Annotated in this window: 18 protein-coding genes; 4 read left to right on the plus strand and 14 right to left on the minus strand. The window is 64.8% G+C overall.

The genetic code is table 11. From position 1 onward, the window contains the following. Positions 1–10: 10 nt before the first annotated feature. The 5 genes from phoU to JVX90_RS01725 form a co-directional block, all read right to left on the minus strand. On the minus strand, positions 11–673 hold the full coding sequence (gene phoU / locus JVX90_RS01705) for a phosphate signaling complex protein PhoU (protein ID WP_008378703.1): 663 nt from the start codon (positions 671–673) through the stop codon (positions 11–13). Positions 674–749: 76 nt separating this feature from the next. Further along, positions 750–3,008, minus strand: coding sequence for an LCP family protein (locus JVX90_RS01710; RefSeq protein WP_205330755.1), 2,259 nt, complete (start codon positions 3,006–3,008; stop codon positions 750–752). An 83-nt stretch (positions 3,009–3,091) separates the two neighbouring features. Further along, the gene (dusB, locus tag JVX90_RS01715) at positions 3,092–4,270 is read right to left on the minus strand and encodes a tRNA dihydrouridine synthase DusB (protein ID WP_205332230.1); all 1,179 of its coding nucleotides are present in this window, start codon (positions 4,268–4,270) and stop codon (positions 3,092–3,094) included. Positions 4,271–4,281: 11 nt separating this feature from the next. Continuing rightward, positions 4,282–5,274 carry an acyl-ACP desaturase gene (locus JVX90_RS01720; protein WP_205330756.1) on the minus strand — a complete coding sequence of 331 codons (993 nt, stop codon included), beginning with the start codon at positions 5,272–5,274 and terminating at the stop codon, positions 4,282–4,284. Positions 5,275–5,484: 210 nt separating this feature from the next. Further along, a complete protein-coding gene (locus JVX90_RS01725) occupies positions 5,485–6,009 on the minus strand; it encodes a nuclear transport factor 2 family protein (protein WP_205330757.1) in 525 nt (174 codons plus the stop codon). 277 nt (positions 6,010–6,286) lie between these two features. Between JVX90_RS01725 and JVX90_RS01730 the strand changes: the two genes are divergently transcribed. Then, the gene (locus tag JVX90_RS01730; protein WP_205330758.1) at positions 6,287–8,062 is read left to right on the plus strand and encodes a serine/threonine-protein kinase; all 1,776 of its coding nucleotides are present in this window, start codon (positions 6,287–6,289) and stop codon (positions 8,060–8,062) included. 158 nt (positions 8,063–8,220) lie between these two features. Then, positions 8,221–8,880, plus strand: coding sequence for a hypothetical protein (locus JVX90_RS01735; protein ID WP_205330759.1), 660 nt, complete (start codon positions 8,221–8,223; stop codon positions 8,878–8,880). Positions 8,881–8,956: 76 nt separating this feature from the next. On the opposite strand, the gene JVX90_RS01740 is transcribed toward JVX90_RS01735, so the two are convergent. The 5 genes from JVX90_RS01740 to JVX90_RS01765 all read right to left on the minus strand — a co-directional run bounded on the left by JVX90_RS01740 (position 8,957) and on the right by JVX90_RS01765 (position 11,388). Beyond that, a complete protein-coding gene (locus JVX90_RS01740) occupies positions 8,957–9,589 on the minus strand; it encodes a hypothetical protein (RefSeq protein WP_205330760.1) in 633 nt (210 codons plus the stop codon). Positions 9,590–9,621: 32 nt separating this feature from the next. Next, on the minus strand, positions 9,622–9,969 hold the full coding sequence (locus JVX90_RS01745) for a hypothetical protein (protein ID WP_205330761.1): 348 nt from the start codon (positions 9,967–9,969) through the stop codon (positions 9,622–9,624). A 90-nt stretch (positions 9,970–10,059) separates the two neighbouring features. After that, positions 10,060–10,383: a hypothetical protein gene (locus JVX90_RS01750; protein WP_205330762.1), complete on the minus strand. Its 324-nt coding sequence runs from the start codon at positions 10,381–10,383 to the stop codon at positions 10,060–10,062. A 283-nt stretch (positions 10,384–10,666) separates the two neighbouring features. Continuing rightward, positions 10,667–10,942, minus strand: coding sequence for a hypothetical protein (locus JVX90_RS01760; protein ID WP_205330763.1), 276 nt, complete (start codon positions 10,940–10,942; stop codon positions 10,667–10,669). 110 nt (positions 10,943–11,052) lie between these two features. Continuing rightward, positions 11,053–11,388, minus strand: coding sequence for a WXG100 family type VII secretion target (locus JVX90_RS01765; protein ID WP_205330764.1), 336 nt, complete (start codon positions 11,386–11,388; stop codon positions 11,053–11,055). Positions 11,389–11,527: 139 nt separating this feature from the next. Between JVX90_RS01765 and JVX90_RS01770 the strand changes: the two genes are divergently transcribed. Further along, positions 11,528–12,301 carry a hypothetical protein gene (locus JVX90_RS01770; RefSeq protein WP_205330765.1) on the plus strand — a complete coding sequence of 258 codons (774 nt, stop codon included), beginning with the start codon at positions 11,528–11,530 and terminating at the stop codon, positions 12,299–12,301. Between the two features lie 6 nt (positions 12,302–12,307). On the opposite strand, the gene JVX90_RS01775 is transcribed toward JVX90_RS01770, so the two are convergent. The 4 genes from JVX90_RS01775 to eccCa form a co-directional block, all read right to left on the minus strand. Beyond that, positions 12,308–12,604 carry a hypothetical protein gene (locus JVX90_RS01775; protein ID WP_205330766.1) on the minus strand — a complete coding sequence of 99 codons (297 nt, stop codon included), beginning with the start codon at positions 12,602–12,604 and terminating at the stop codon, positions 12,308–12,310. A gap of 13 nt (positions 12,605–12,617) precedes the next feature. Continuing rightward, positions 12,618–12,947 (minus strand): hypothetical protein, encoded by a 330-nt coding sequence (locus JVX90_RS01780; RefSeq protein WP_205330767.1) that lies wholly within the window; start codon positions 12,945–12,947, stop codon positions 12,618–12,620. A 77-nt stretch (positions 12,948–13,024) separates the two neighbouring features. After that, positions 13,025–13,768, minus strand: coding sequence for a hypothetical protein (locus JVX90_RS01785; protein ID WP_205330768.1), 744 nt, complete (start codon positions 13,766–13,768; stop codon positions 13,025–13,027). A gap of 2 nt (positions 13,769–13,770) precedes the next feature. After that, complete coding sequence (gene eccCa, locus JVX90_RS01790; RefSeq protein ID WP_240194014.1) at positions 13,771–17,865, minus strand: type VII secretion protein EccCa; 4,095 nt, start codon at positions 17,863–17,865, stop codon at positions 13,771–13,773. Between the two features lie 96 nt (positions 17,866–17,961). Between eccCa and JVX90_RS01795 the strand changes: the two genes are divergently transcribed. Continuing rightward, positions 17,962–19,281, plus strand: coding sequence for an EsaB/YukD family protein (locus JVX90_RS01795; RefSeq protein ID WP_205330770.1), 1,320 nt, complete (start codon positions 17,962–17,964; stop codon positions 19,279–19,281). Positions 19,282–19,701 lie beyond the last annotated feature (420 nt).

Here is a 19,701-nt window from a genome sequence, read left to right on the forward strand (position 1 = left end):
GTCGAAGGGTCTACGACGCTTCGAGAAGCTGCTCGGGGGTCTTTCCGGTTGCCTGGAAGACGACGCGGCGGGCGATGAGGACGGCGTGGTCGGCGTATCGCTCGTAGTAACGGCCGAGGAGAGTCACGTCGACGGCGGCGGACACGCCGTGAGCCCATTCGCGGTCCATCATGACCGTGAAGAGGTGGCGGTGGAGGTCGTCCATCGCGTCGTCGTCGTCCATGAGACTGAGGGCGTCGTGGTAGTCCTGCGACTCGAGGACCCGGTGCGCGTTGTGCGCGAGCTCCACGGCGAGGCGACCCATCTCCTCGAAGTAGCCCGCGACCTCTTCGGGCAGCACGTGGGCCGGGTGGCGGCGTCGTGCGACCTTCGCGACGTGCAGGGCGAGGGCGCCCATGCGGTCGATCTCGGACACGAGTTGAAAACCGGACACGATGGAACGCAGGTCGCCCGCGACGGGGGCCTGCAGAGCCATCAGTTTGAAGGCGAGGTCTTCGGCTTCGACGGACTGCTCGGCGATCGCGTCGTGATCGGAGATCACGCGTTCGGCGAGTTCGAGGTCGGCTTCGAGGAGCGACCGGGTGGCCATCTCCATCGCACGGCCGACCTCTTCGACCATCTGACCGAGGACCGTGTTCAGGGCAGACATCTGCTCCTGGTAGGCGTCACGCATACCGCGAATTCTACTGAACGTGCCGGTCGAAGGCTTGCCGGGCAGGGTGAAGTCGGCGTGAACAGTCGGCAGCGTGTCAGCTGCAGGTGGTGTCGCCCGCGTTGGTCACGGCGAGGTCGTTCGGCAGGTTGCTGCTGTTGACGTTCTCGGGGAGGTTCTCCACCGACAGCGTCGAACCCGCGGCCGGAACCGAACCCATTGTCTCGACGCCGCCGAAATCGGTGCCGAGGATCACCTGGACACCCGACTTCACGGACTTGTCGAGCTGAATCTTCGCGCCGGGGAACAGCTTGGCGATGGTCGCGGCGGAGTCGCGTTCACCGGTGCCGTATCGCACCACGGTGTCGGTGCGCTGTTCGGATGCGTCACCGATGCCCGACACCTCGACGCTCTGGCGGATCAACTCGTCCATCACGTTCGAGGCCATTCCGGACTGCCCCGTGCCGTTGAGGACACGCGCGGTGATGTTGCTCGCGTGCTGCGCCGTCATCTCGATGTTGACTGGAGCCTTCGCGGTCGGAGTGGGCGCATCGGCTGGTCGCTTCTTCTTCTCGCCCGGCAACGGCTGGTCGTCGATGATGGCGTTGAAGATCGCATCGATGTCTTCGGTTCGCGGGATCTCGTTGTTCTGCCCGTCCTCCGACGTCCCGGAGGTGGGAACGGTGAGGAACGTGACCGCTCCGGCGTCCATGCCTTGCATGGAGTCGGCGAGGTTGATGAGCGCGTCGGTGTCGACGCGGTCGACGTAGCTGTATTTGATGAACGTCTTGACGATGCCGTTCAGCTTGTTCGGATTCGACAGCACGTCGCCCGACAGCGTCGATCGGAGCAGTGACGACATGAACAGCTGCTGGCGCTTGATGCGGCCGTAGTCGCCGTTGCCCTCCAGTGCGATGTGGCGGGCGCGCACGTAGTTCAGCGACTGCTTCGGAGTCAGCTTCTTACGGCCCGGGGTCTTGACGATGTAGCCGATCTCGTCGTCGAACAGCGGCACCTTGGAGCAGACTTCCACGCCGCCGACGGCGCGGACCACGTGCTCGAAGCCTGCGAAGTCCATGGCGATGAAGTGGTTGATGTTCAGACCACTCATCTGCGTGAGCGTCTTGACGATGCACGACGGTCCGCCGTCGGCGAACACACCGTTCAGCTTCACGCTGGGCGCCGCGGGGAGCACTCCGTCGTATTGTTTTGTCTCCGAGTTCCAGTTCTGACACTCGGGCCGGTCGACGGCGAGGTCTCGCGGCCACGACACCGCGACCACGCGGCTGCGGTCGGCCGGGACGTTGACCAGGAGGATCGTGTCGGCGCGGGCGCCTTCCACGGTGTCGGCCTCACCGGCGCCCACCTTGGCGTTCTGTCCGCTCCGTGTATCGGTGCCGACGATCAGGTACGTCTCGTCGCCGTATTGGGCGTCCTTGTTGCGGACGTCCTTGTTGTTCGGGTCGATGGCGTCGACGATGTTCCAGTTGCCGTTCCAGATCCGGTTCATGTTCCACACGTATCCGGTGCCGACGAGCGACAGGATGCACGCCAGCGCGACAAGGGTGCGACCGGTACCGGTCGCGACCTTGCGGGCGCGGGCCTTCTTCGTCAGGGGTGCCTTACGGGGACGAACTCGTTCGATGACCTGGGTGAGGTCCGGAGTCGGTTCGAGAGGCCTGCGACGGATCCTGTTCGGGGCGTCGACGACGTCACCGGGCGCCTGCTGGGCTGCTGCCGGTGCATCGTCGGAGGGAGCCTTGGGCGGCGTGGGGCTCTGGGCCCGCGACTCGTCGGACGCGCGTGATGCGGTCGTCGTGTCGGAGAGGTCGACCGGCTCGAACTCGAATCCGGCGATGGGTGGGATCGCTTGCGTCGCCTCGGGCTTGGGCGCTGCCGGGCGCGGCTGCGGTCGTGCCGCCGGCGGGGTCGCCGGTCTGCGCTGCGGCGCCGACGGTGCAGGGGTGGGCGTTTGGGATGTCGGCGGTCGCGGTGCCGCGGGCCGAGGCGCCTGGGCGGCCGGCGGCGGCGTCGTGCGACGCGGGGGAGTCGGCGGCGGGGTGGCGCGGCGTCGTCCGGTTGCGGGCGGCTCGGCCTGCGCGGGCGGAAGCGTGCCCGCCGACTCGTCGACGCCCATCTGATCCATGAGCTGCCGGACGGTGAGACGGCCGCGGGGGCGCACGTACTGCTCGCGGCCGGTGGGTTCGCGCAATCCTTCGGCCCGGGGGTGCCGGCCGGTGTCGCCGAAACGGTCGCGGAAGTCGTACGAGTCAGACGATCGACCGGCACGACGAGATCGCCGAGGTGACGACGGCTGGTCGTCCGGGCGGTCGGCGCCGGGGCGGTCTGAACTCACGATAACCTCACTGGTCAGGGACTTCGGACATGATAGTGGCCGGACCTGAAAGTTTGATGATCGACCAGCTCAGGACGGCGCTGTCAGCCTCCCGAGTGCATGATCTCGGCGCCTTCGGGGACGATGTCCTCCTCCGGATCGTCGAGCCATCCTTCGGGCAGCGCGACCGATGCGGGGGAGCCCTGACGCCCGCGCGGACCGTGCGCATCGCGGGGGAACGGCGTGTCCGCGGGCAGGGTGTCGATGAGTCTCCGCAGGTCGTCCATGGTTTTCACGAGCGACAGCTGCGAGCGGAGGTCGCCGCCCGCCGGGAAGCCCCGCAGGTACCAGGCGATGTGCTTGCGCATCTCGCGCATACCCTTGTCCTCGCCGTGATGTGCGGCGAGTAGGGTTCCGTGGCGGAACATGATCTGGCCCACTTCGCCGAGATTCGGTGCTGTCGGGGCGTCGACGCCGCGGAGTCGGGCCGAGAGTTCGGCGAACAGCCACGGTCGTCCGAGGCAGCCTCGGCCGATCACAACACCGTCGCAGCCGGTCTGCTGCATCATCGCGACGGCGTCGTCGGCCTCGAAGATGTCACCGTTGCCGAGCACCGGAACCGTCGTCACGTGCTCTTTGAGGCGTGCGATCTCGTCCCACACCGCGGTGCCCGAGTAGCGCTGGGATGCGGTCCGCGCGTGGAGCGCGACGGCCTGCGCGCCCTCGTCGGCTGCGATGCGGCCGGCGTCGAGGTGCGTGTGGTGCTCGTCGTCGATGCCGATGCGGAACTTCACGGTCACCGGGATGTCGGTGCCCTCGGTGGCGCGGACGGCGGCGGCGACGATGTTGCGGAACAGGCGGCGCTTGTACGGGATCGCCGATCCGCCGCCGCGCTTGGTGACCTTGGGGACCGGGCAGCCGAAGTTCATGTCGATGTGGTCGGCGAGGTTCTCGTCGACGATCATCTTGGCGGCCTTGTAGGTGTACTCCGGGTCGACCGTGTACAGCTGCATGGACCGCGGCGTCTCCGTCGGGTCGAACGTCGTCATGTGCATCGTCACGGGGTGACGCTCCACCAGAGCGCGAGCCGTCACCATCTCGCACACGTACAGGCCGGACACGGTGCCGGTGCGCTGAGCCTCGAGCTCGCGGCACAGCACGCGGAAGGCGACGTTGGTGACGCCTGCCATCGGTGCGAGCACCACAGGACTGGCGAGTTCGATCGGGCCGATACGCAACGGATCCCGACCGGTCAGGAAGTCCGGTCGGGATGGCGTCGGCAGAGTTGCGGTGCTCAGGATGCTTGCTGCTCCCGCTTGCGGGCCTCACGGGCCAGGGCGCGGTCGCGCATCTCTTCGAAGCGGGTCGCGTCCTTGTCGAGCTGGTCGAGGAACGCCGCGAGCTCCTCGCGAGTCTGCTCGCCCTTCGGGCCGAAGTCGGTGCGCTCGAAGACGTTCCACTTGCGCAGGACCGGCTGGATCACCTCTTCGAGGTGCTGACGGAGGTCGTAGATGCCGTGCTTGGCCATGAGAACGCCGTGACGACGGAAGTTCGGCATGCCTGCGCCGGGCATCTGGAAGTTGGTGACGATGTCGGCGACTGCGCGGAGCGTCTGGTCGGGCGAGATGTCCATGCCTGCACCGCAGATGTTGCGGTAGAAGATCATGTGCAGGTTCTCGTCGGCAGCGATGCGCTGAAGCATGCGGTCGGCGATGGGGTCGTTGCAGGCCTTGCCGGTGTTGCGGTGGCTCACGCGGGTCGCGAGTTCCTGGAACGTCACGTACGCGACCGAGTGGAGGAGGCCGATCTCTTCACCGTTGGCGGCCATCTCGTCGGCGCGATCCGCTGCCGCGAGCATCGGGTCGTAACCGTTGGTCATGTGGATCATGCGCGCCTCTTCGAGCGCGTTGGGGTCGACGCCGCGCGTCACGACCAGGTAGTCGCGCATCGCGATGCCGTGGCGGTTCTCCTCGGCGGTCCAGCGGCCGACCCAGTGGCCCCACGCGGAGTCCATCGAGAAGTTGTCGGCGATCACGCGGTGGTACGAGGGCAGGTTGTCCTCGGTCAGCAGGTTCGTGATCATCGCGGCCTTGGCGACGTCGTCGAGCTTCGAGTCCTCGGGGTCGTAGTCCTTGCCACCGAGCTCGGCGAAATTGCGGCCCTCATCCCACGGCACGTAGTCGTGCGGGTTCCAGTCGCGCGCCGTCTTCAGGTGTCGGTTGACGTTGTTCTCGGCGATCGGCTCCAGCTCCCGGAGCAGCTCGAGTTGAGTCAGTTCGCGTGCCATCGGTGATTCCTCCGGTCGGTTCGGTGCGTCGGTCGGGCGGCAGTGCCGCCGCGGGGAGCGTCGACGTGCGCGTATCCCTTCAGGCTACGTCACGGTCGTAACGGTCCCAAGTCCATCTGTCACGGGTTTCATCGCTCCGCACCGTGCCTATGTTACGGATGAGTAGCTTGTGGTTACGCGATCGTAGGTACCGAACTGCCGGCGCGCGAGCTACGAGCGAGTGGACCGCGGCGCGAACATCTTGCCGACTGTGTCCATCCACCGACTGGCCGGTTCGTCGAGCGTTCCGAGTTCGGCTGCCCGCTGGCACCATTGGTAGGTCATCTGCCCGAACTTCATCGGGTTGTAGATGTCCTCTTCGCGGCTCCACAGACCGTCCCCCGCGTAGGTCAGGATCGTCATGTTGGTCGCGGTGAAGACGGATCCGTCGCCGGGGTCGCGCATCGGGTTGTCGATCTCGCAGATCACGCGGCCGGTCTCGGGATCGGACACGTGCCAGAGCGACGGGTACTCGGTCATATGGCTGCCCGGGAACGCGAACATGGTCTTCTTGACCCATGTGCGGATCGCCTCGCGGCCCTTCATGGTGCCGTACGCGTGCTCGACGTAGTCGGCGTCTTCGGTGAACTGATCAGCCCAGACGTCCCAGTCGTCGCTGATCGCGACCTCGGCAGTGGTCCTCTGGAACTGGGCGAACGCAGCGTCGAGCTCGTCGGCGGTGAAGCGGGGAGTCATGACTGCCGATCGTAGGTGGGTGAGCACGAAGAATGAAGGGGTTCAGGCGGTTTCGTCTCGCGATCCACGCGAACTGGAGGACCTGCGGACTGCCTTGCGGTTTGTCGGCTGCCCTCGACGAACAGGGGCTCGACGAGTAGGGAGGGGCCACCGCCGTCGAGCGAACAGATGCACTACGCCGAAGCGCCTCGCGAGTATGGTGACCAGGACAGGTGCACGTCATTCGGTCGGTTGTGCGGGCGCAGCCGAATTCGGAAGACCCGGTAGCATGCGGCGCATGTTCGAAGTCGGGGAAGAGATCGCGGGGTACCGGGTCGAATCAGTGCTCGGCGCCGGCGGCATGGGTGAGGTGTACCGGGTGCGGCACCCGCGTCTGCCGCGCAGCGACGCGCTGAAAGTCCTGCGCTCCGCCCACGCGGACAGCCCCGTCGTGCGGGCGCGGTTCGAGCGGGAAGCCGACCTCGTCGCGCCGTTGACACACCCCAATCTGGTGCGCGTCTACGACCGCGGTGTACTGAACGATCTTCTGTGGATCGCGATGGAGATGGTGCCGGGCACCGACGCGTCGCGGATCATCAAGCAGTCCCCGGGCGGGCTCGACGCCCGATTGGTCGCCAACATCGTCGATGGCGTCGCCGCGGCGCTCGACGTCGCGCACCGCAACGGGATCCTGCACCGTGACGTGAAGCCGGCGAACATCCTCATCACCCCCGGCCCGGACCCGATCTTCCCCGAGGCCATCAAGGTGACCGACTTCGGCATCGCGCAGGCGATCGGCGACGCCGAAGGCAACCTCACCGGTACCGGGACCACTGTCGGCACGATGCGCTACTGCTCGCCGGAGCAGATCGACGGTCGTGCGGTGGACGGTCGCGCCGACCTCTACTCGCTCGCTGCGACCGCGTTCGAGCTGCTCACCGGCAGCTCTCCTTACGATTCGCAGAGCCTGCAGGGCTTGATGACGGCGCACATGTTCGCGGAGCCGCCGCGGGCAAGCGAACGCAACCGGTCGTTGCCGCCCGCCGTCGACTCGGTTCTCGCCGCTGGTCTCGCGAAGGATCCGAGCCAGCGTCCCCCGACGTGTGGGGCATTCGCTCACGCCCTGCGAATCGCCCTGTTCGAGGGCCGAGCGGTGGTGGTCCCACCGTCGTTCGCGAACACTCCGGGCGCGCCAGTCCGCCAGGGGAATCCGGCCGCGTTCGCTCCGAACTTCGCGCGTACCGGCGCTTTCCAGAGCCCGCAGCCGACCTCGCCGGTGAAGTGGTACCGACGGACTCCCGTCCTGGCGACGGCGGCGATCGCTGTTGCGGCGGCCGTCGGTATCGGCGCAGGGTTCTTGTGGATCTCCGGTACCGCGCTCGACACCCCGGCCGACTTCACTGCGGAATCATCGGCGCAGGGCGTGGAACTGTCGTGGGACAGGGTGTCCGGCGCAAACGAGTACGTGGTCATGGAAGACGACGTCGTGGTGCGAACTGTCAGCGACACCAACGTCGTTCTGAGTGCGCCGCTGCCGGGGGAGCACGTGTACTCAGTGGCAGCGCGGAGCACTTCACGAGGAGGCTCCGATTTCGCCTCCTCAGATCCGGTCAACGTGACGCTGACCTGGGGTGCATTACGTGAGGTGGTGGAAATGTTCCCCGAACTGGTGCCGGCAACCCCGGTCAGCACTAACGGCTTCGAGGCGATGAAGTGCCGCGGGTCGGGGCCGGATTTCTCCACATCGCACCCGTCGTCGATGATTCTCTGCCAGAAACAGGACGGAGAGGACATGCTCTACCAAGTCCGGATCGTGGCATTTGCAGATGCGGACACGGCCGGGCTCGCCTCGCAGAGCGAACTGTCGTCGTCCACGGCGAAGACAGAGTTCAATATCAAGTCGGCACAGAACAGTGTTGGCCGGGCACGGACGGGAACGCAGGGCGGCGAAGCACGGTCACTCTGGATCTTCGACGATGAAGACAAACGGGCCAGAACGTTTGTGGAGGTCGTTTTCCCGGATCCACGAGACACCGCGAAAGCACGCGAGACGCTGGGAAGGCTGCCGTTCTGATGATTGGTCGATCAGGAGACCGTTCCAATACCGGCCCGGCAGGCGGGCGCCCTCACATTGCACTCATCGGAGCTTCCGCTGCCGTGGTGCTAGTGGTTGCGCTCCTTGTAGTCCGATTCGTCATCGGAGGGGGTGGCTCCGTTGACGCGCCCACCGGTGTGAGCGTCTCCGCCAACGGCGTTGTTGTGAAGATCGCATGGACGGGCGTTGACGGTGCGGATTCGTATGAGGTGGTGCGTGACGGATCGGCGGTGGTGTACAGCGGGAGCGACACGGCCGTGTCCGACAAAACCGCGACCGAAGGGAAGCACACCTATATAGTCCGCGCCATTTCCGACGGCGTGACGTCGGCGCCTAGTTCTTCCGGCGACGTGACCGTGGGCCCGAGCTGGGGCGAGTACTCACCCCTGGTCGCACTGTTGCCCAAGCTGCTGCCACAGACACCAGATACCACGGGTTGGAACGACATCAACTGCTCGTGGCTGTTGTCTGGTTTTGACGATGAGATGGGACCGGCAGACCAAGGGAGCGGAAAGATATACGCACGCGCACGTATGGCGTGTGCGGGCCCGACGACTCTGCTGGCGCTGGCATGGCTGGTCTCGAAGGACGCCACGGACTCGGTATTCGCCGCTGCCTCGCGGAAACCGGGAGCACAAGCCATTCGGTGGCGATTCGGTACCGGATACCTCGATGAACGGAATGGAGTCGCATACCTCCGGCCCGACACATTGGAGAACGTCTGGCTCGCAGTTGGCGCGCAGGGTGCGAAGAAGGACCAGATACTTGCGCTTGCGAATCAGCTGCCGTTGGAGTAGGTGCGCCGATTTCTGACTTCTAGGTTCGGTGTTGGGCGACGCTTTCCTTCGCGTGTTCGCTTCTGTGGTTGTCGAACTATGTATCGCGCCCGGAACCGAATCCATCGGTGCGGAACTGTTCGTAGTATGAGTCGACGCGTCGCACGTACAGCCATCCGGCGCAGCACCAGGCCATCCCGATTGCGACGCCAAGCAGTGTGATCGCCGCTAGGATGTAGACCGTTGCTTGTGCGGCCCTGACGCTGGTCGACGTGATCGAGTCGACGGCGAAGATGCCTAGAAATGCTCCAAGGTTAACCGCCGCGACGATGAGCGCCGTCCGCAACCCGAACCCACGAAGTGGAACGCGGATTCCAGCAGATACCAGACGTCGGCGGCGCGTGAACCACTCAGCCGCCGCGACGAGGCCTCCGATGAAGAACAGGAACGCTGCCAGTGCGAAAACGATAGCGATAGGAACTGTCATCGCCGACAAGGCGTTTTTGTCAATGGAGAGTGCGAGGAATATCGCGCCGAAAAGGACGAGTAGGCATGAGATCCCCGCTCCCCGGATCCTCTCGCTGAGGCGGAAATGTGGGTACCTCACTATCCTGCCTATGCGAAAGGCCACCCAAAGCGTGCCTGCTCCAACCAATGCAGAAAACGATCGTGTGGAGACCTCCTCGGGGACACTCAGGGGTACAGTGAAGTTATGCTGGATGAGTGCCAACTTGCTGAGAATGCCAGTTGCGTACTGTGCCGTCACAGCGAAAGGGCCAACGTCAACGCCGCGACTGTGGCGACCGCGGGGCCAGTCCACGGTCGGTCGTGGCCTCGCACTGCGGAACCAACGCGAAAAAGAACCTGACTGGCCATCCAGAATACACAAATGATGCCCGACCAGGTCATAGCTAGACCGATGGCAGACGTCGGGTCGTCGGTCTCGCCGAGGGCGCTCATTCCGTACCAGTAGAAAACGCCGACGGCCACGCCGACGACCACCAAGAAAACTGAAAGGTCAGAGAACAATTTCTTAACGACATAGCCGTGCATCCGCACTAGCCGAATCACTCCTGCGACCGCGGCCTCGATACTCGAGACGAACTGCACGAAATGCTACACGTTCGGTAAATTCCGGAGGCGACGAACTCGGCGAGCGGCAGATCGCTGTCGATTTAAGGCTCGAATAAGCGTTGCCCGTCAGGGCGCAAACAAAGTCTCAGCAGTTATCCTGTGTCCGCCGACGATTGCGACTACGGCTGCGAAATGATCCGAGGCAATTTTGTCGACGCAATCATCCAACTCTTTGTTTCCGACGATTGATGTCGCGCTCGAAAAGTCTTCCATGCACAATCGATCGGCGGCCAGCCTCCGGCGATGAATCTCTAGCATTGCTGTCCGCTGGAATGCGACGTCCCATCGTGCTGACTTCATCAGAGGTGCGCCTAGTCCCAATATGAGTAGCGCGTAGGCGACGATGGGGGTCGGAACGACCGACACGACAATGGTGTGAACTGCATCCATGGGGTCAGAGAGTAGACGAGCCTTCTGACAATTCCGGTTCTCAGAAGGGCTGAGCGTCTCCCTGGGCGCTCTCGGGCTCGGAATTCTCCTTCTCCAACTGACGGACCCGATCGATATCAGAGACCGTTTCCACACCAGGGACGGCAGTCTGGCCGTCCTCGAATCTGCGTACCCAGCTCCGAAGTGTTTCGGGATCGAGGTATAGCTGACTGGCGATCCGGGCGATCGCGCCTGGACCGGTCTCCGGTCCTTTTAAGCGTCGAACGCCATCCGAGTTGGACGGTCACGCAACTCCGGTGAGTACTGCGATGGGCGCGGCCGTGGAAGTCAACCACCCTGCCAGACGCCGATAGATCTTGCCGCGGAACGCATTAGCTTCAGGACCCTGAAGATCACTGGAATCCAAGCGCCGTAACACCCGCACAGCCGTCTCGCAGTCCTCCGCGAAATCGGCGTACCGCATCGCACCACCGGTCACCGACGCCGGATTTCTCGTCAACCGCAGCGGCTGCCCCTTGACGTTGAACGTCGCCAACGGATCAAGCTTGGAAACAGGCATCGGTGGTGGCCTTCATTCGGCGAGCCCACAGTGAGCCGAAGAAGGGGATGGGGCGACGCCATCGCCGTCGCGCATTCGACGGCAACGGGTAGTGGAACTGGACTGACCGGTCAGATCGATTCGACGTGGAAGTCCATCTGACCCCCGCGGGTCTGCGCCTGCTGAGCTTGGTCCTGACGGCCCTGCTCATACTTGTCGCCGGCATCTTCGGTTCGCAGACCGAGATCGTCCAGGGCCTTCGTGATCTGGTCGTTCGCACGAACCCACTCTTGAGCGAGCCTGTCGATGGCTGTCGCGCCATCGCCTTTGGCAACTGCGACCAGTGCCTTCATGCCAGAATCGAACGTCTTCGCGCTTGAGGTGAAGTTCTGGACCGAGTTCTGCAGGTCCCCACCCATCGACTTGACTGCCGCCGGTTGGACGACGAGCCGATCACCTTCTGCCATCAGATACTCCCCCTTGAATCCGAATACCGCACCTGAAGTCTCGTCCGGTTTGTCCCGGCGCGGTTTCCAACCTATCGGGTGCATGCGGTGAGTACAACGCGACGCCTGGCGGTGTCGTTCGAACGACTACCATCAGGTCATGAGGCTCGCTTCAAACTCAACGAGAGCGTTGCCCGCACAGGCACGTCTCGAACGTCGGCTCGCGGGTGGAACTGACCGCCCGGCACTCGTCGTCGTGCTTCCGCTCGATCAGCGCACAGCGACCACTCCGATCTCAGCAGCTCTGGCGGTCCTTCTTCAGTCTTTGTCGTCTTTGCCGGTCGCGGCGGTGGATGCCGACGGGACCGCTCAGCCGCTGCGGCGGGTGCTCGGATCGAATGGATCGGGCGACTTGATCGGCCTGGCCGCATCGCACAGTGCGACGCTTGGGCGTCGAACCGTTGAAGACTATGTGGACATGACTGCACGGGTGCCGCTCGCCTCATGCTGGTTCGAGGGACCCGGTGCCGTGCCGCCGAGTACGTTGCGAGACGCAGTGTGGAAGTTGGAACGTCGTTTCCCGAGCCTGGTGATCGACGTTCCGCATGGGGTACCGATTCCCACGATCGCGTCGGCGTCCGACTTGGCGTCGCACATCGTGCTGGTAGGAGACCGCTCGGACATCGCACACGCCTGGTTGCACGACGGGAAGTCGGTGGCCGGACGTCTGGCAGATCGCGGCGGAGTGACGGTCGTGGCTGTCGGCGGTGACGATCGGACGCGACTCGAGTGCCAATACGGGGACATCGTTCCCATGCCGACGCCGCTGGTCGCTACGCCGGAAGGATCGCTGCTCGACGACCCCGCAGTGGTGTACGGGATAGGCGAAGTCATCGCCAGAGTGATCGAAGCGGGAGGATCGGTTACCGATTGAGGGCTATCAGCCGAGAGCCTTCATGATCTCGTCGCGATACTTCTGAACCGCATCGTTCGATCCGTCGACAAGTTTTGAGATTCCGTCGAGGACTTGGAACACGCCGTCCGCGGCCTTGTGCCAGTTGTCGAAGATGAGGCGGAAGGTCTCTTCCTCATATCCCGACCACGCGCCGGCGTCCTTCGCGGAGTTGACCTGCGCGACGAGGATCTGCAAGTGCACAGTCAGGAGAGTCTTCGCGACATTGACCTGAGTGACAGTCCCGTCGGCGACGCCGTTGTCCCAAGCGAATAGGTCAGGCATGGTGATCGCTCCGTTACACGTGGAAGTTAAAAGAGGACAGCTGGTTAGCGGCGTTGTTTCCGGCTTCGGCCACCTTGCCGTCGATCTCGGCGGCACCGACTCCGATCGCCTTCGCTAGATCGCCGGTCCCGCCGATTGCCTCGATCAGCATGTCGATGGACGTCTTCCAGGCATCGACAAAGCCTTCTTCAGCAACCTGTACGTGGTACTCGCCATGTCTGTCGTCGAGACCGTGAACGACACGGCCGTCATTCTTCTGGGCCTCAAGCATGTCGCGAATGCCATTGAGAGCATTGCCGAGCGAGATCATGTCCTGCGGCGGTACCTGGATGAAACTCCCCACGTCCACTTCCTCCCCGATTCGTGTACCGGCCCGAGGCTAGCACCAAGTCTGAACTGCGACCATTCGACGGCGCAGCGTCAGGTACCGATCACGTGATCGACGAGTGCGATCGCTTCGTCGAAGTCGAGCGGTTCGAGTGACGGCGACGCCGACTCTTGCGTTGCAGCCGCAGTGTGGTCGGACGGGGTCCTGACGCTGGAGACACATCGGATCACCATGTCGACCAGCTGCTTCTCCAAGTCGACCTGCGGCGTTGTGACGCCGACAGCGAGCGTCCACGTGGTGCCGGCCATCGGCAGGAAGCCCTGAACCGACAGCACCTCGCGCGTTTCGGCGCCGTCTCGCTGCTTCTTCCGTACGGTCACCGTGCCGTACGCGCTGCCGCTCGGAGTCGTTCGTTCGACATACGTCTCCGTCGACCCGAAGGCGCGCTTGACCGGAGCCATCGACGCCAATCGCGGTGAACTCGACGAGAAGATCAGATTCATGGCGATGTTCGAGACGCGCCCGTCCTCATCGATCGCGGGTTTCACCAGAGTCAGGAGAACCTTCTTCTGCTGTGCCGTCGCGACCGCGTCGCCGAGCGACCGCAGCAGCGCGTTTCGGACCTTGCTCGGCACGCGCCGACCGTCGAAGAAGTCGTCGACGATCCGTTCGTTCTGACGTTTCCACCGCGTGGGGTGAGTCTCGATCACGGCCCAATCCGGCGGCAGTTGGACGATCCACTCGAACGGAGGTCGGAGAGCATCCGGGTGCCACTGCACGGACAGCGGCCGAGCTTCCGTCTGATCGGTCTGAGGCGTTGATTCGTCAGTGCTCACGGTCATCCTTCGGCGGTCGGTGCGGTGTGCTTGTCGAGGGCAGCGGACACGAGTAGGGGAGACGGTGTGAAGGCCACCTGAATCCGCTCCGGCAGTTTGCCCGGCCTGATCAGATCCCCGCGCCCGGGCGGAAGATGCTGCAGCCAGGCTTTCGGCCAGATCTGTCCCTCTTGCCTGTCTCCGGACAGTAACAGGCCAGTGCCGCCGCTCTCCTTGATGCCCTGCATGACGTGCTCGTATGCGGCGCGCGCCGCGCCTCCACTGCGGCGCAAGACCACGAGGTGGACCCCGAGATCGCGCGACTGGGACAGGAACGGCACCAACTGTCGCAGCGGGCTGTTGCCGCCTTCGATCAGGTCGTAGTCGTCGGCGATGATGACCACCTCGGGTCCCTTCCACCACGAGCGGTCTCGAAGCTGCTGCGGAGTCACGTCGTCCGGGGGCTGGCGCCGTACGAGTTCCTGCGCGATCGATCCCATCAATCCCGTCGCGGCGCCTCCAGTGCCTGCGTACCCGCCCAAGAACTGGGGCGGGACCGCGTCGAGCAACTGACGCTTCGGGTCAATGACGGCAAAAACCACCTGGCCTTCCTTGTACGCGGGGCAGATGTCGTTGATCAGCGTCCGGACAAGGGAAGTCTTGCCCGAACCGCTGTCGCCGAACACGAGCAGGTGAGGGTCAGTGCCGAACAAGTCGATCGAGGCGGGCATCAAATCTGCCTCGGCCAGGCCGATCACCGCTCGCGGAGCCGTTGGGTGATCCGATCGGATCGTCGCCAGAGTCACTTCGTCGGGCAGCATCCGGACCGGCGGGATCACCGGACCGGTCCACGCGTCGGCGATCGCGCGCAGCGACGCCTCGGCGCCACCGATGGAACCGCCCACCTGGGGGAGGGCGATCTGCCCGAGGAGTTTGTCCTGCGTGGCGCATCGTCCCTGGTCCTCGGGCCGGATCGACGCGAGCGTACGACGGTCGATTGTCGACTCGAGCGCGTCGTTCAGCCGCAGCTCGACGCGGGTGCCCAGCATGCTCTGCATCTGGAGCCTGAAATCGGCCCACCGGGACGACGTCAGGATCACGTGAACCCCGTAGCCGAGCCCCCGAGCGACGATGTCCTGGACCTGCTGGCTGAGGGCCTCGTACTCCTCACGGAATGTCCACCAACCGTCGATGACCAGGAACACGTCGGCGCATGCGAGTTCCGGCAGTGCGCCGCGCCGGTGGGCCTCCCGCATCGCCTCGGCAGTCTCGATCTGGTGATCAGCGAAGATCCGCTCACGTTCGGCCAGCTGGAAAGCGACTTCGGCGACGCTGCGGCGCAGTTTGTCCGACTCGAATCGCGTCGCGACATCACCGACGTGGGGGAGGTTCGCCAGCGGGCTCAACGAGCTTCCGGCCATGTCGATCACGTAGAAACCGACTTCGGTCGCGGTATGGGTCAGGGCGGCGCCCATCACGATCGCTCGGACCGCAGTGGTCTTGCCCGACTGCGGTGAACCGAGAAACACCACGTGCCCGCCCGATCCTCGAACATCGAGGGTGAGCGGCCCCTGCCACTGTTTGAGGGGCTGATCCTTCAGCCCGATCGGGAACTTCAGCTGTCCGCACATCGCGGTGTCGACAGCCGACAATCCGCGACCGCGACTGGGCGCGACATCGCCGAGGACTTCGCCGATCGGGATCGAGTCGGGCAGCGGCGGCAGCCAGATCTGGCGGACCTTGTCGGCGTGCTCGCCGAGCCGTCGAGCCACCATGTCGAGCGTGGTCTCGACGAACGGGTCGTCCTCGTCGGCTGGTGCGACGTTCTTCTGGACTGCGAGTTCGTGCTCGAGCTGGCGTTCGTGAAGCCAGTGTGAGGTGTCGTTCCCCAACTGGAACGGCATCGGAACGGGTGGAAGCTGCAGTTCTTCGGCTGCTCCCGCAGGCACATAACGCCCGGACACGTATGCGGCCTTGAACCGCTCGTACAGGTCGGGGTCGACCTTCAGGATCCCGGATCCGGGAATCGGTGGAAGCTGGTGAGCGTCAGTGGTTCCGATGACGGTGCGCGACTCCTGTGCGGAGAAGGTGCGCAGGCCGATCCGGTACGACAGATGGGATTCCAGGCCGCGGAGTTTGCTCTCCTCGAGCCGCTGCGTGGCGAGCAGCAGATGCACGCCGATCGATCGGCCGATCCGGCCGATCTGCACGAAGAGGTCGATGAAGTCGGGTTTGGCCGCGAGGATCTCACCGAACTCGTCGATCACCACCAAGAGGTTCGGCAGCGGTTCGAGGTCTTGCCCTGCATCTCGGCGGCGGTTGTACTCGGTCACGTTCGGGAGCGACCCCGCAGCCTGAAGGACCTGCTGACGACGCTGCATCTCGCCGAGCAGCGCGTCGTGAAGGCGGTCGACGAGGCCGGCCCCGTCCGAAAGATTGTCGACCATCGCGGTGGTGTGCGGGAGTTGGTCGAGCCCGGCGAAGGCCGCGCCGCCCTTGTAGTCGACGAGGACGAGCGCCAGCCGATCGGGGGAGTGGCACACCGCCTGTGCGAGAACCATCGTGCGGAGCACTTCGGACTTGCCCGATCCGGTGGCGCCAATGCACAGGCCGTGCGGACCCATGCCCTCCTGCGCGGACTCCTTCAAGTTCAAATGAACCGGTTCGCCGTTGCCACCGACCGCGAATGGAACGTTCAGGAACTCGTCGAGCGGCCGTGGGGACCACATCTGGTGCACGTCGTAGGTGCCGAAGTCGGAGATGCCGAGCAATCGATCGAGGGTGATCGTCGATTCGAGCGGTGTGTCGGGCGCCGCGTCTTCGATTAACCGGATGGGCGCGAGTCTGCGGGCGATCGTGGCAGCGAGTGTCTCCGACACCGCGTCGAGCGAACCACGATCAGCACCGCGCACCAGACGACGTGTGCGACGCTGCGCAGCGTCGACCCGCGCATTCGACTCGGTGTCGTCGCCGAAGATCTCGACCTCGACGGATCTGTTGTCGGCGATGGTGATGCGGGCGTCGACATGGCCTGGTTCAAGAGTCCGCTGTTCGTTCAGCACCACTGCGACGACCTTCATCGCCTGCAGGTCACGACCGCTCAAGACACTGAGAACCTCCCTGCCGTGCTGGTCGTCGGAGTCGATCACCACAACGAGATGCGGAGCGTCGATGCCCTTCGACGACGAGGCGGAACGTTTTGCGATCTCGTCGACAAGCCGTGCCCGCTCATCGATCTCATCGATGAACGAGACGAGGTCGTCGGAATCTCGCGACGTCATCCTGCGTCCGATAGGACCGTCGAATCTGTCCGGGTCGAGGATGTGGGGGAGCCACATGGCCCACTGATACGCGGTCGACGCACCGGCCGCCGGAAGCGCCAAGTGGAAGCGGACGTCGTCGGGGGCGTGGAGGGCTCCGACCTGCGTGAGAATTCCGCGGACCGCCTCGTACGTCAACTCCGCAGGACCGACGATCGACACGACGCCTGCGAGCTGCACCGCAACGGGAAGGTCCTCGATCCGTTTCGTCGCCGAGATCAACCTGTCGAGGTGCGCCTGCGCGATCGGCTCTGGCTTCTTCAACGGGTCGGCCTGATCGGGTACGTCGACGTCGCGCGCGAGGGGCCCGGTGCCGCGTCCGATCCGGGCGACGAGGAAGTCGTCGTCGTGCGGTCGCCGTTCCCACAGCCGTGAAGGGTCCCGAATCAGATTGAGAAGTGCGCGGGGCTCGGGATGCCTGCGGACCGAGACGGCCCGTTGGTCGGCGCTCTCTTGATCAAGACGCTGTCGTGCCTCGGCGACGAACTCGACGTACACACCGCGCTGTTGCTCGGCCTTCTTACGACCGCCGCTCTTGGCGTAGATGAACATCGCGATGCCGCCGATGACGGCCGCGGTGACCATCGCGCCGCCTGCGATCATCCTGATCGGGTTTCCCGACGACATCATCATCGCCATCATGCCGAGTCCGGCGAAGATCGGGAGGATCGCGCGCATCGCCATCATCGGGTTGTTGTTCCCGGAGTCGATGGCAGGTGCCGGCGGCAGTTTGAGCGGCTCGGACGGCAGCGGGTCGACCTTGAGTCTCGCCGGTCGGTGGACTAGGCGGGTCCCCACACTTCCCCCTCGTGTCGGTCTTGTCCGTCGTGTCGTGCTGTGCGCGCACCACGGGCTCGATCGGTCTGGTCGGCACCGGGGTGCCATGATGGACGCATGGGTGCCAACTTCGTTCGACTGACCGTCGTTGCGGATGACAACCAACTCGACGTGAGTCTTCCGGCGCAACGTCCGGTTGTCGAGTATATCGATGACGTGCTGGGACTGCTCGGCCCGACCGCCTCCGCAGGCGGCGCCGTGTGGACGCTGTCGACGCCCGCGCTCGGGCCGATCGACCTCGAAGACACGCTGGCCGATCATCAGATCGTCGACGGCGCGCGGTTGCACCTGACGAAGGCTCCGGAGGCTGCGCCGCCGCCATTCGTTGACGACGTGCTCGCCGAGATGCGTCGTGGGGTCGACGCCCGATTCCGAACGTGGGATGCAGGCACGCGCCGCACCTGGATCGGCGTGTCGGTCGGTGTGGTCGTCGCGCTGGCCTCAGCTGTCGTCGCCGGGGACGACGCACGGCAGGCTGTCGTTGGAGTTCTCGGGGGATTGGCGCTGTTGTGCCTGCTCGCCGGGGCTGCGCTGCGAGGACCGTCCGTCGGGAACGCGGCCTGGGTTGCCGTGATTCCGGCTTCCCTCGGAATGTGGCGTGCCGCAGAGGAACTCGGGACAGCGGAACAAGTGGCCTTCACCGTCGCCGTCGGTTGTGCGGTCGTCGCATCGGCTGCCGCGATCGTGCTTCGCTCGTCGCCGGTCTCGATCGCCGCATGTGCGACGGCAGGCGGCTGCTCGGTGGCCGGTGGAGCGTTCCTCGCGGGCGCGAATGCGGTCGCCATGTCGGTCTGGGTGCTGCCCGTGCTGGTCGTCGCGGTGATCGTCGCGCCGAAATGGGCGTTGGCGTCGTCGGGCCTGCTCGCCCAGGTGCGGTTGAGCGAGCGGATGGAGCTCGCGGATCGGGATGCCGTCGCTCGCGGATTGACGCGGGGGCGGCTGACCGCCGATGTGCTCGTGTGGTCGTCATCGGTCCTCGGGGTGCTCGCGGTGGCGACGATCGCCGCGGACGGAGTGTGGGAGCAGGGCCTGGCCGCGGCGATCATGGTCGCGATCTGGCTGCTCCGCAGTAGAAATTTCACACATGCTCGTCATGTGGCCCCGATGATCCTCGCCGCTGCCGCGAGCACGGTGTTCTTGGCTGCGGGTGCGATTCGCTGGTTCGGCGCTGCCGGATCGTCGTACGTTCTCGGAATCGGAGCAGCGGTGGTGGTGCTCGTCCTGGTGTTGGCGGCCTGCGCTCTGCCCACACTCGACGAGGTCACGGCGGCGCGTGTGCGGCGCCTGCTCGACGCGGTGGACATCCCGTTGGCGGTCGCCTTTGTTCCAGTCGTGTTCTTCGCGCAGGGGGTCTACACGCTCGTGTGGCCTCGCTGAGTCAGCGTCGCCGGGCTGCGATGAGATCGATCACGTAGCCGCCGATGACGATTCCGCCCGCAATCACCGCAGCGATCACCAACGAGATGATCAGCACTCGTACGGTCATTGAATGTCCCCGGTTGGCGGAACTTCCGTGCACAACGGCGTCCGCGGCCAAACGCGTCCGCAGCTTGTGCGCTTGCAGGACTGTTCGGGGGTCATTCGTATCCACGGCCATGTTCGCCAGCCTAATATTCGTACGCTCGAATCGCACTCGACCGGAGGCAGGCACTAGTCTGGGCCTCGCCGATGGGCTGGTAGCGGCGAAAGAGCCGCTCATGGCGAACGAGGGGATTGCATAAGATGCCAGATGCGACAGGTTCTGTTCCGCCTCCGTGGCTTCGCAATGACGAGGACGCGGATTCAGGTTCTACGCAC

Origin of the sequence: Gordonia sp. PDNC005 (assembly GCF_016919385.1) — a bacterium.
Classification (GTDB): domain Bacteria; phylum Actinomycetota; class Actinomycetes; order Mycobacteriales; family Mycobacteriaceae; genus Gordonia.

Excerpts from the sequence above, each read along its gene's own strand:
- JVX90_RS01730 (WP_205330758.1), top strand. The coding sequence starts at position 6,287 with ATGTTCGAAGTCGGGGAAGAGATCGCGGGGTACCGGGTCGAATCAGTG.
- phoU (WP_008378703.1), bottom strand. The coding sequence starts at position 673 with ATGCGTGACGCCTACCAGGAGCAGATGTCTGCCCTGAACACGGTCCTC.
- JVX90_RS01795 (WP_205330770.1), top strand. The coding sequence starts at position 17,962 with ATGGGTGCCAACTTCGTTCGACTGACCGTCGTTGCGGATGACAACCAA.
- JVX90_RS01770 (WP_205330765.1), top strand. The coding sequence starts at position 11,528 with ATGAGGCTCGCTTCAAACTCAACGAGAGCGTTGCCCGCACAGGCACGT.
- JVX90_RS01765 (WP_205330764.1), bottom strand. The coding sequence starts at position 11,388 with ATGGCAGAAGGTGATCGGCTCGTCGTCCAACCGGCGGCAGTCAAGTCG.
- JVX90_RS01760 (WP_205330763.1), bottom strand. The coding sequence starts at position 10,942 with ATGCCTGTTTCCAAGCTTGATCCGTTGGCGACGTTCAACGTCAAGGGG.
- JVX90_RS01750 (WP_205330762.1), bottom strand. The coding sequence starts at position 10,383 with ATGGATGCAGTTCACACCATTGTCGTGTCGGTCGTTCCGACCCCCATC.
- JVX90_RS01725 (WP_205330757.1), bottom strand. The coding sequence starts at position 6,009 with ATGACTCCCCGCTTCACCGCCGACGAGCTCGACGCTGCGTTCGCCCAG.
- JVX90_RS01775 (WP_205330766.1), bottom strand. The coding sequence starts at position 12,604 with ATGCCTGACCTATTCGCTTGGGACAACGGCGTCGCCGACGGGACTGTC.
- JVX90_RS01720 (WP_205330756.1), bottom strand. The coding sequence starts at position 5,274 with ATGGCACGCGAACTGACTCAACTCGAGCTGCTCCGGGAGCTGGAGCCG.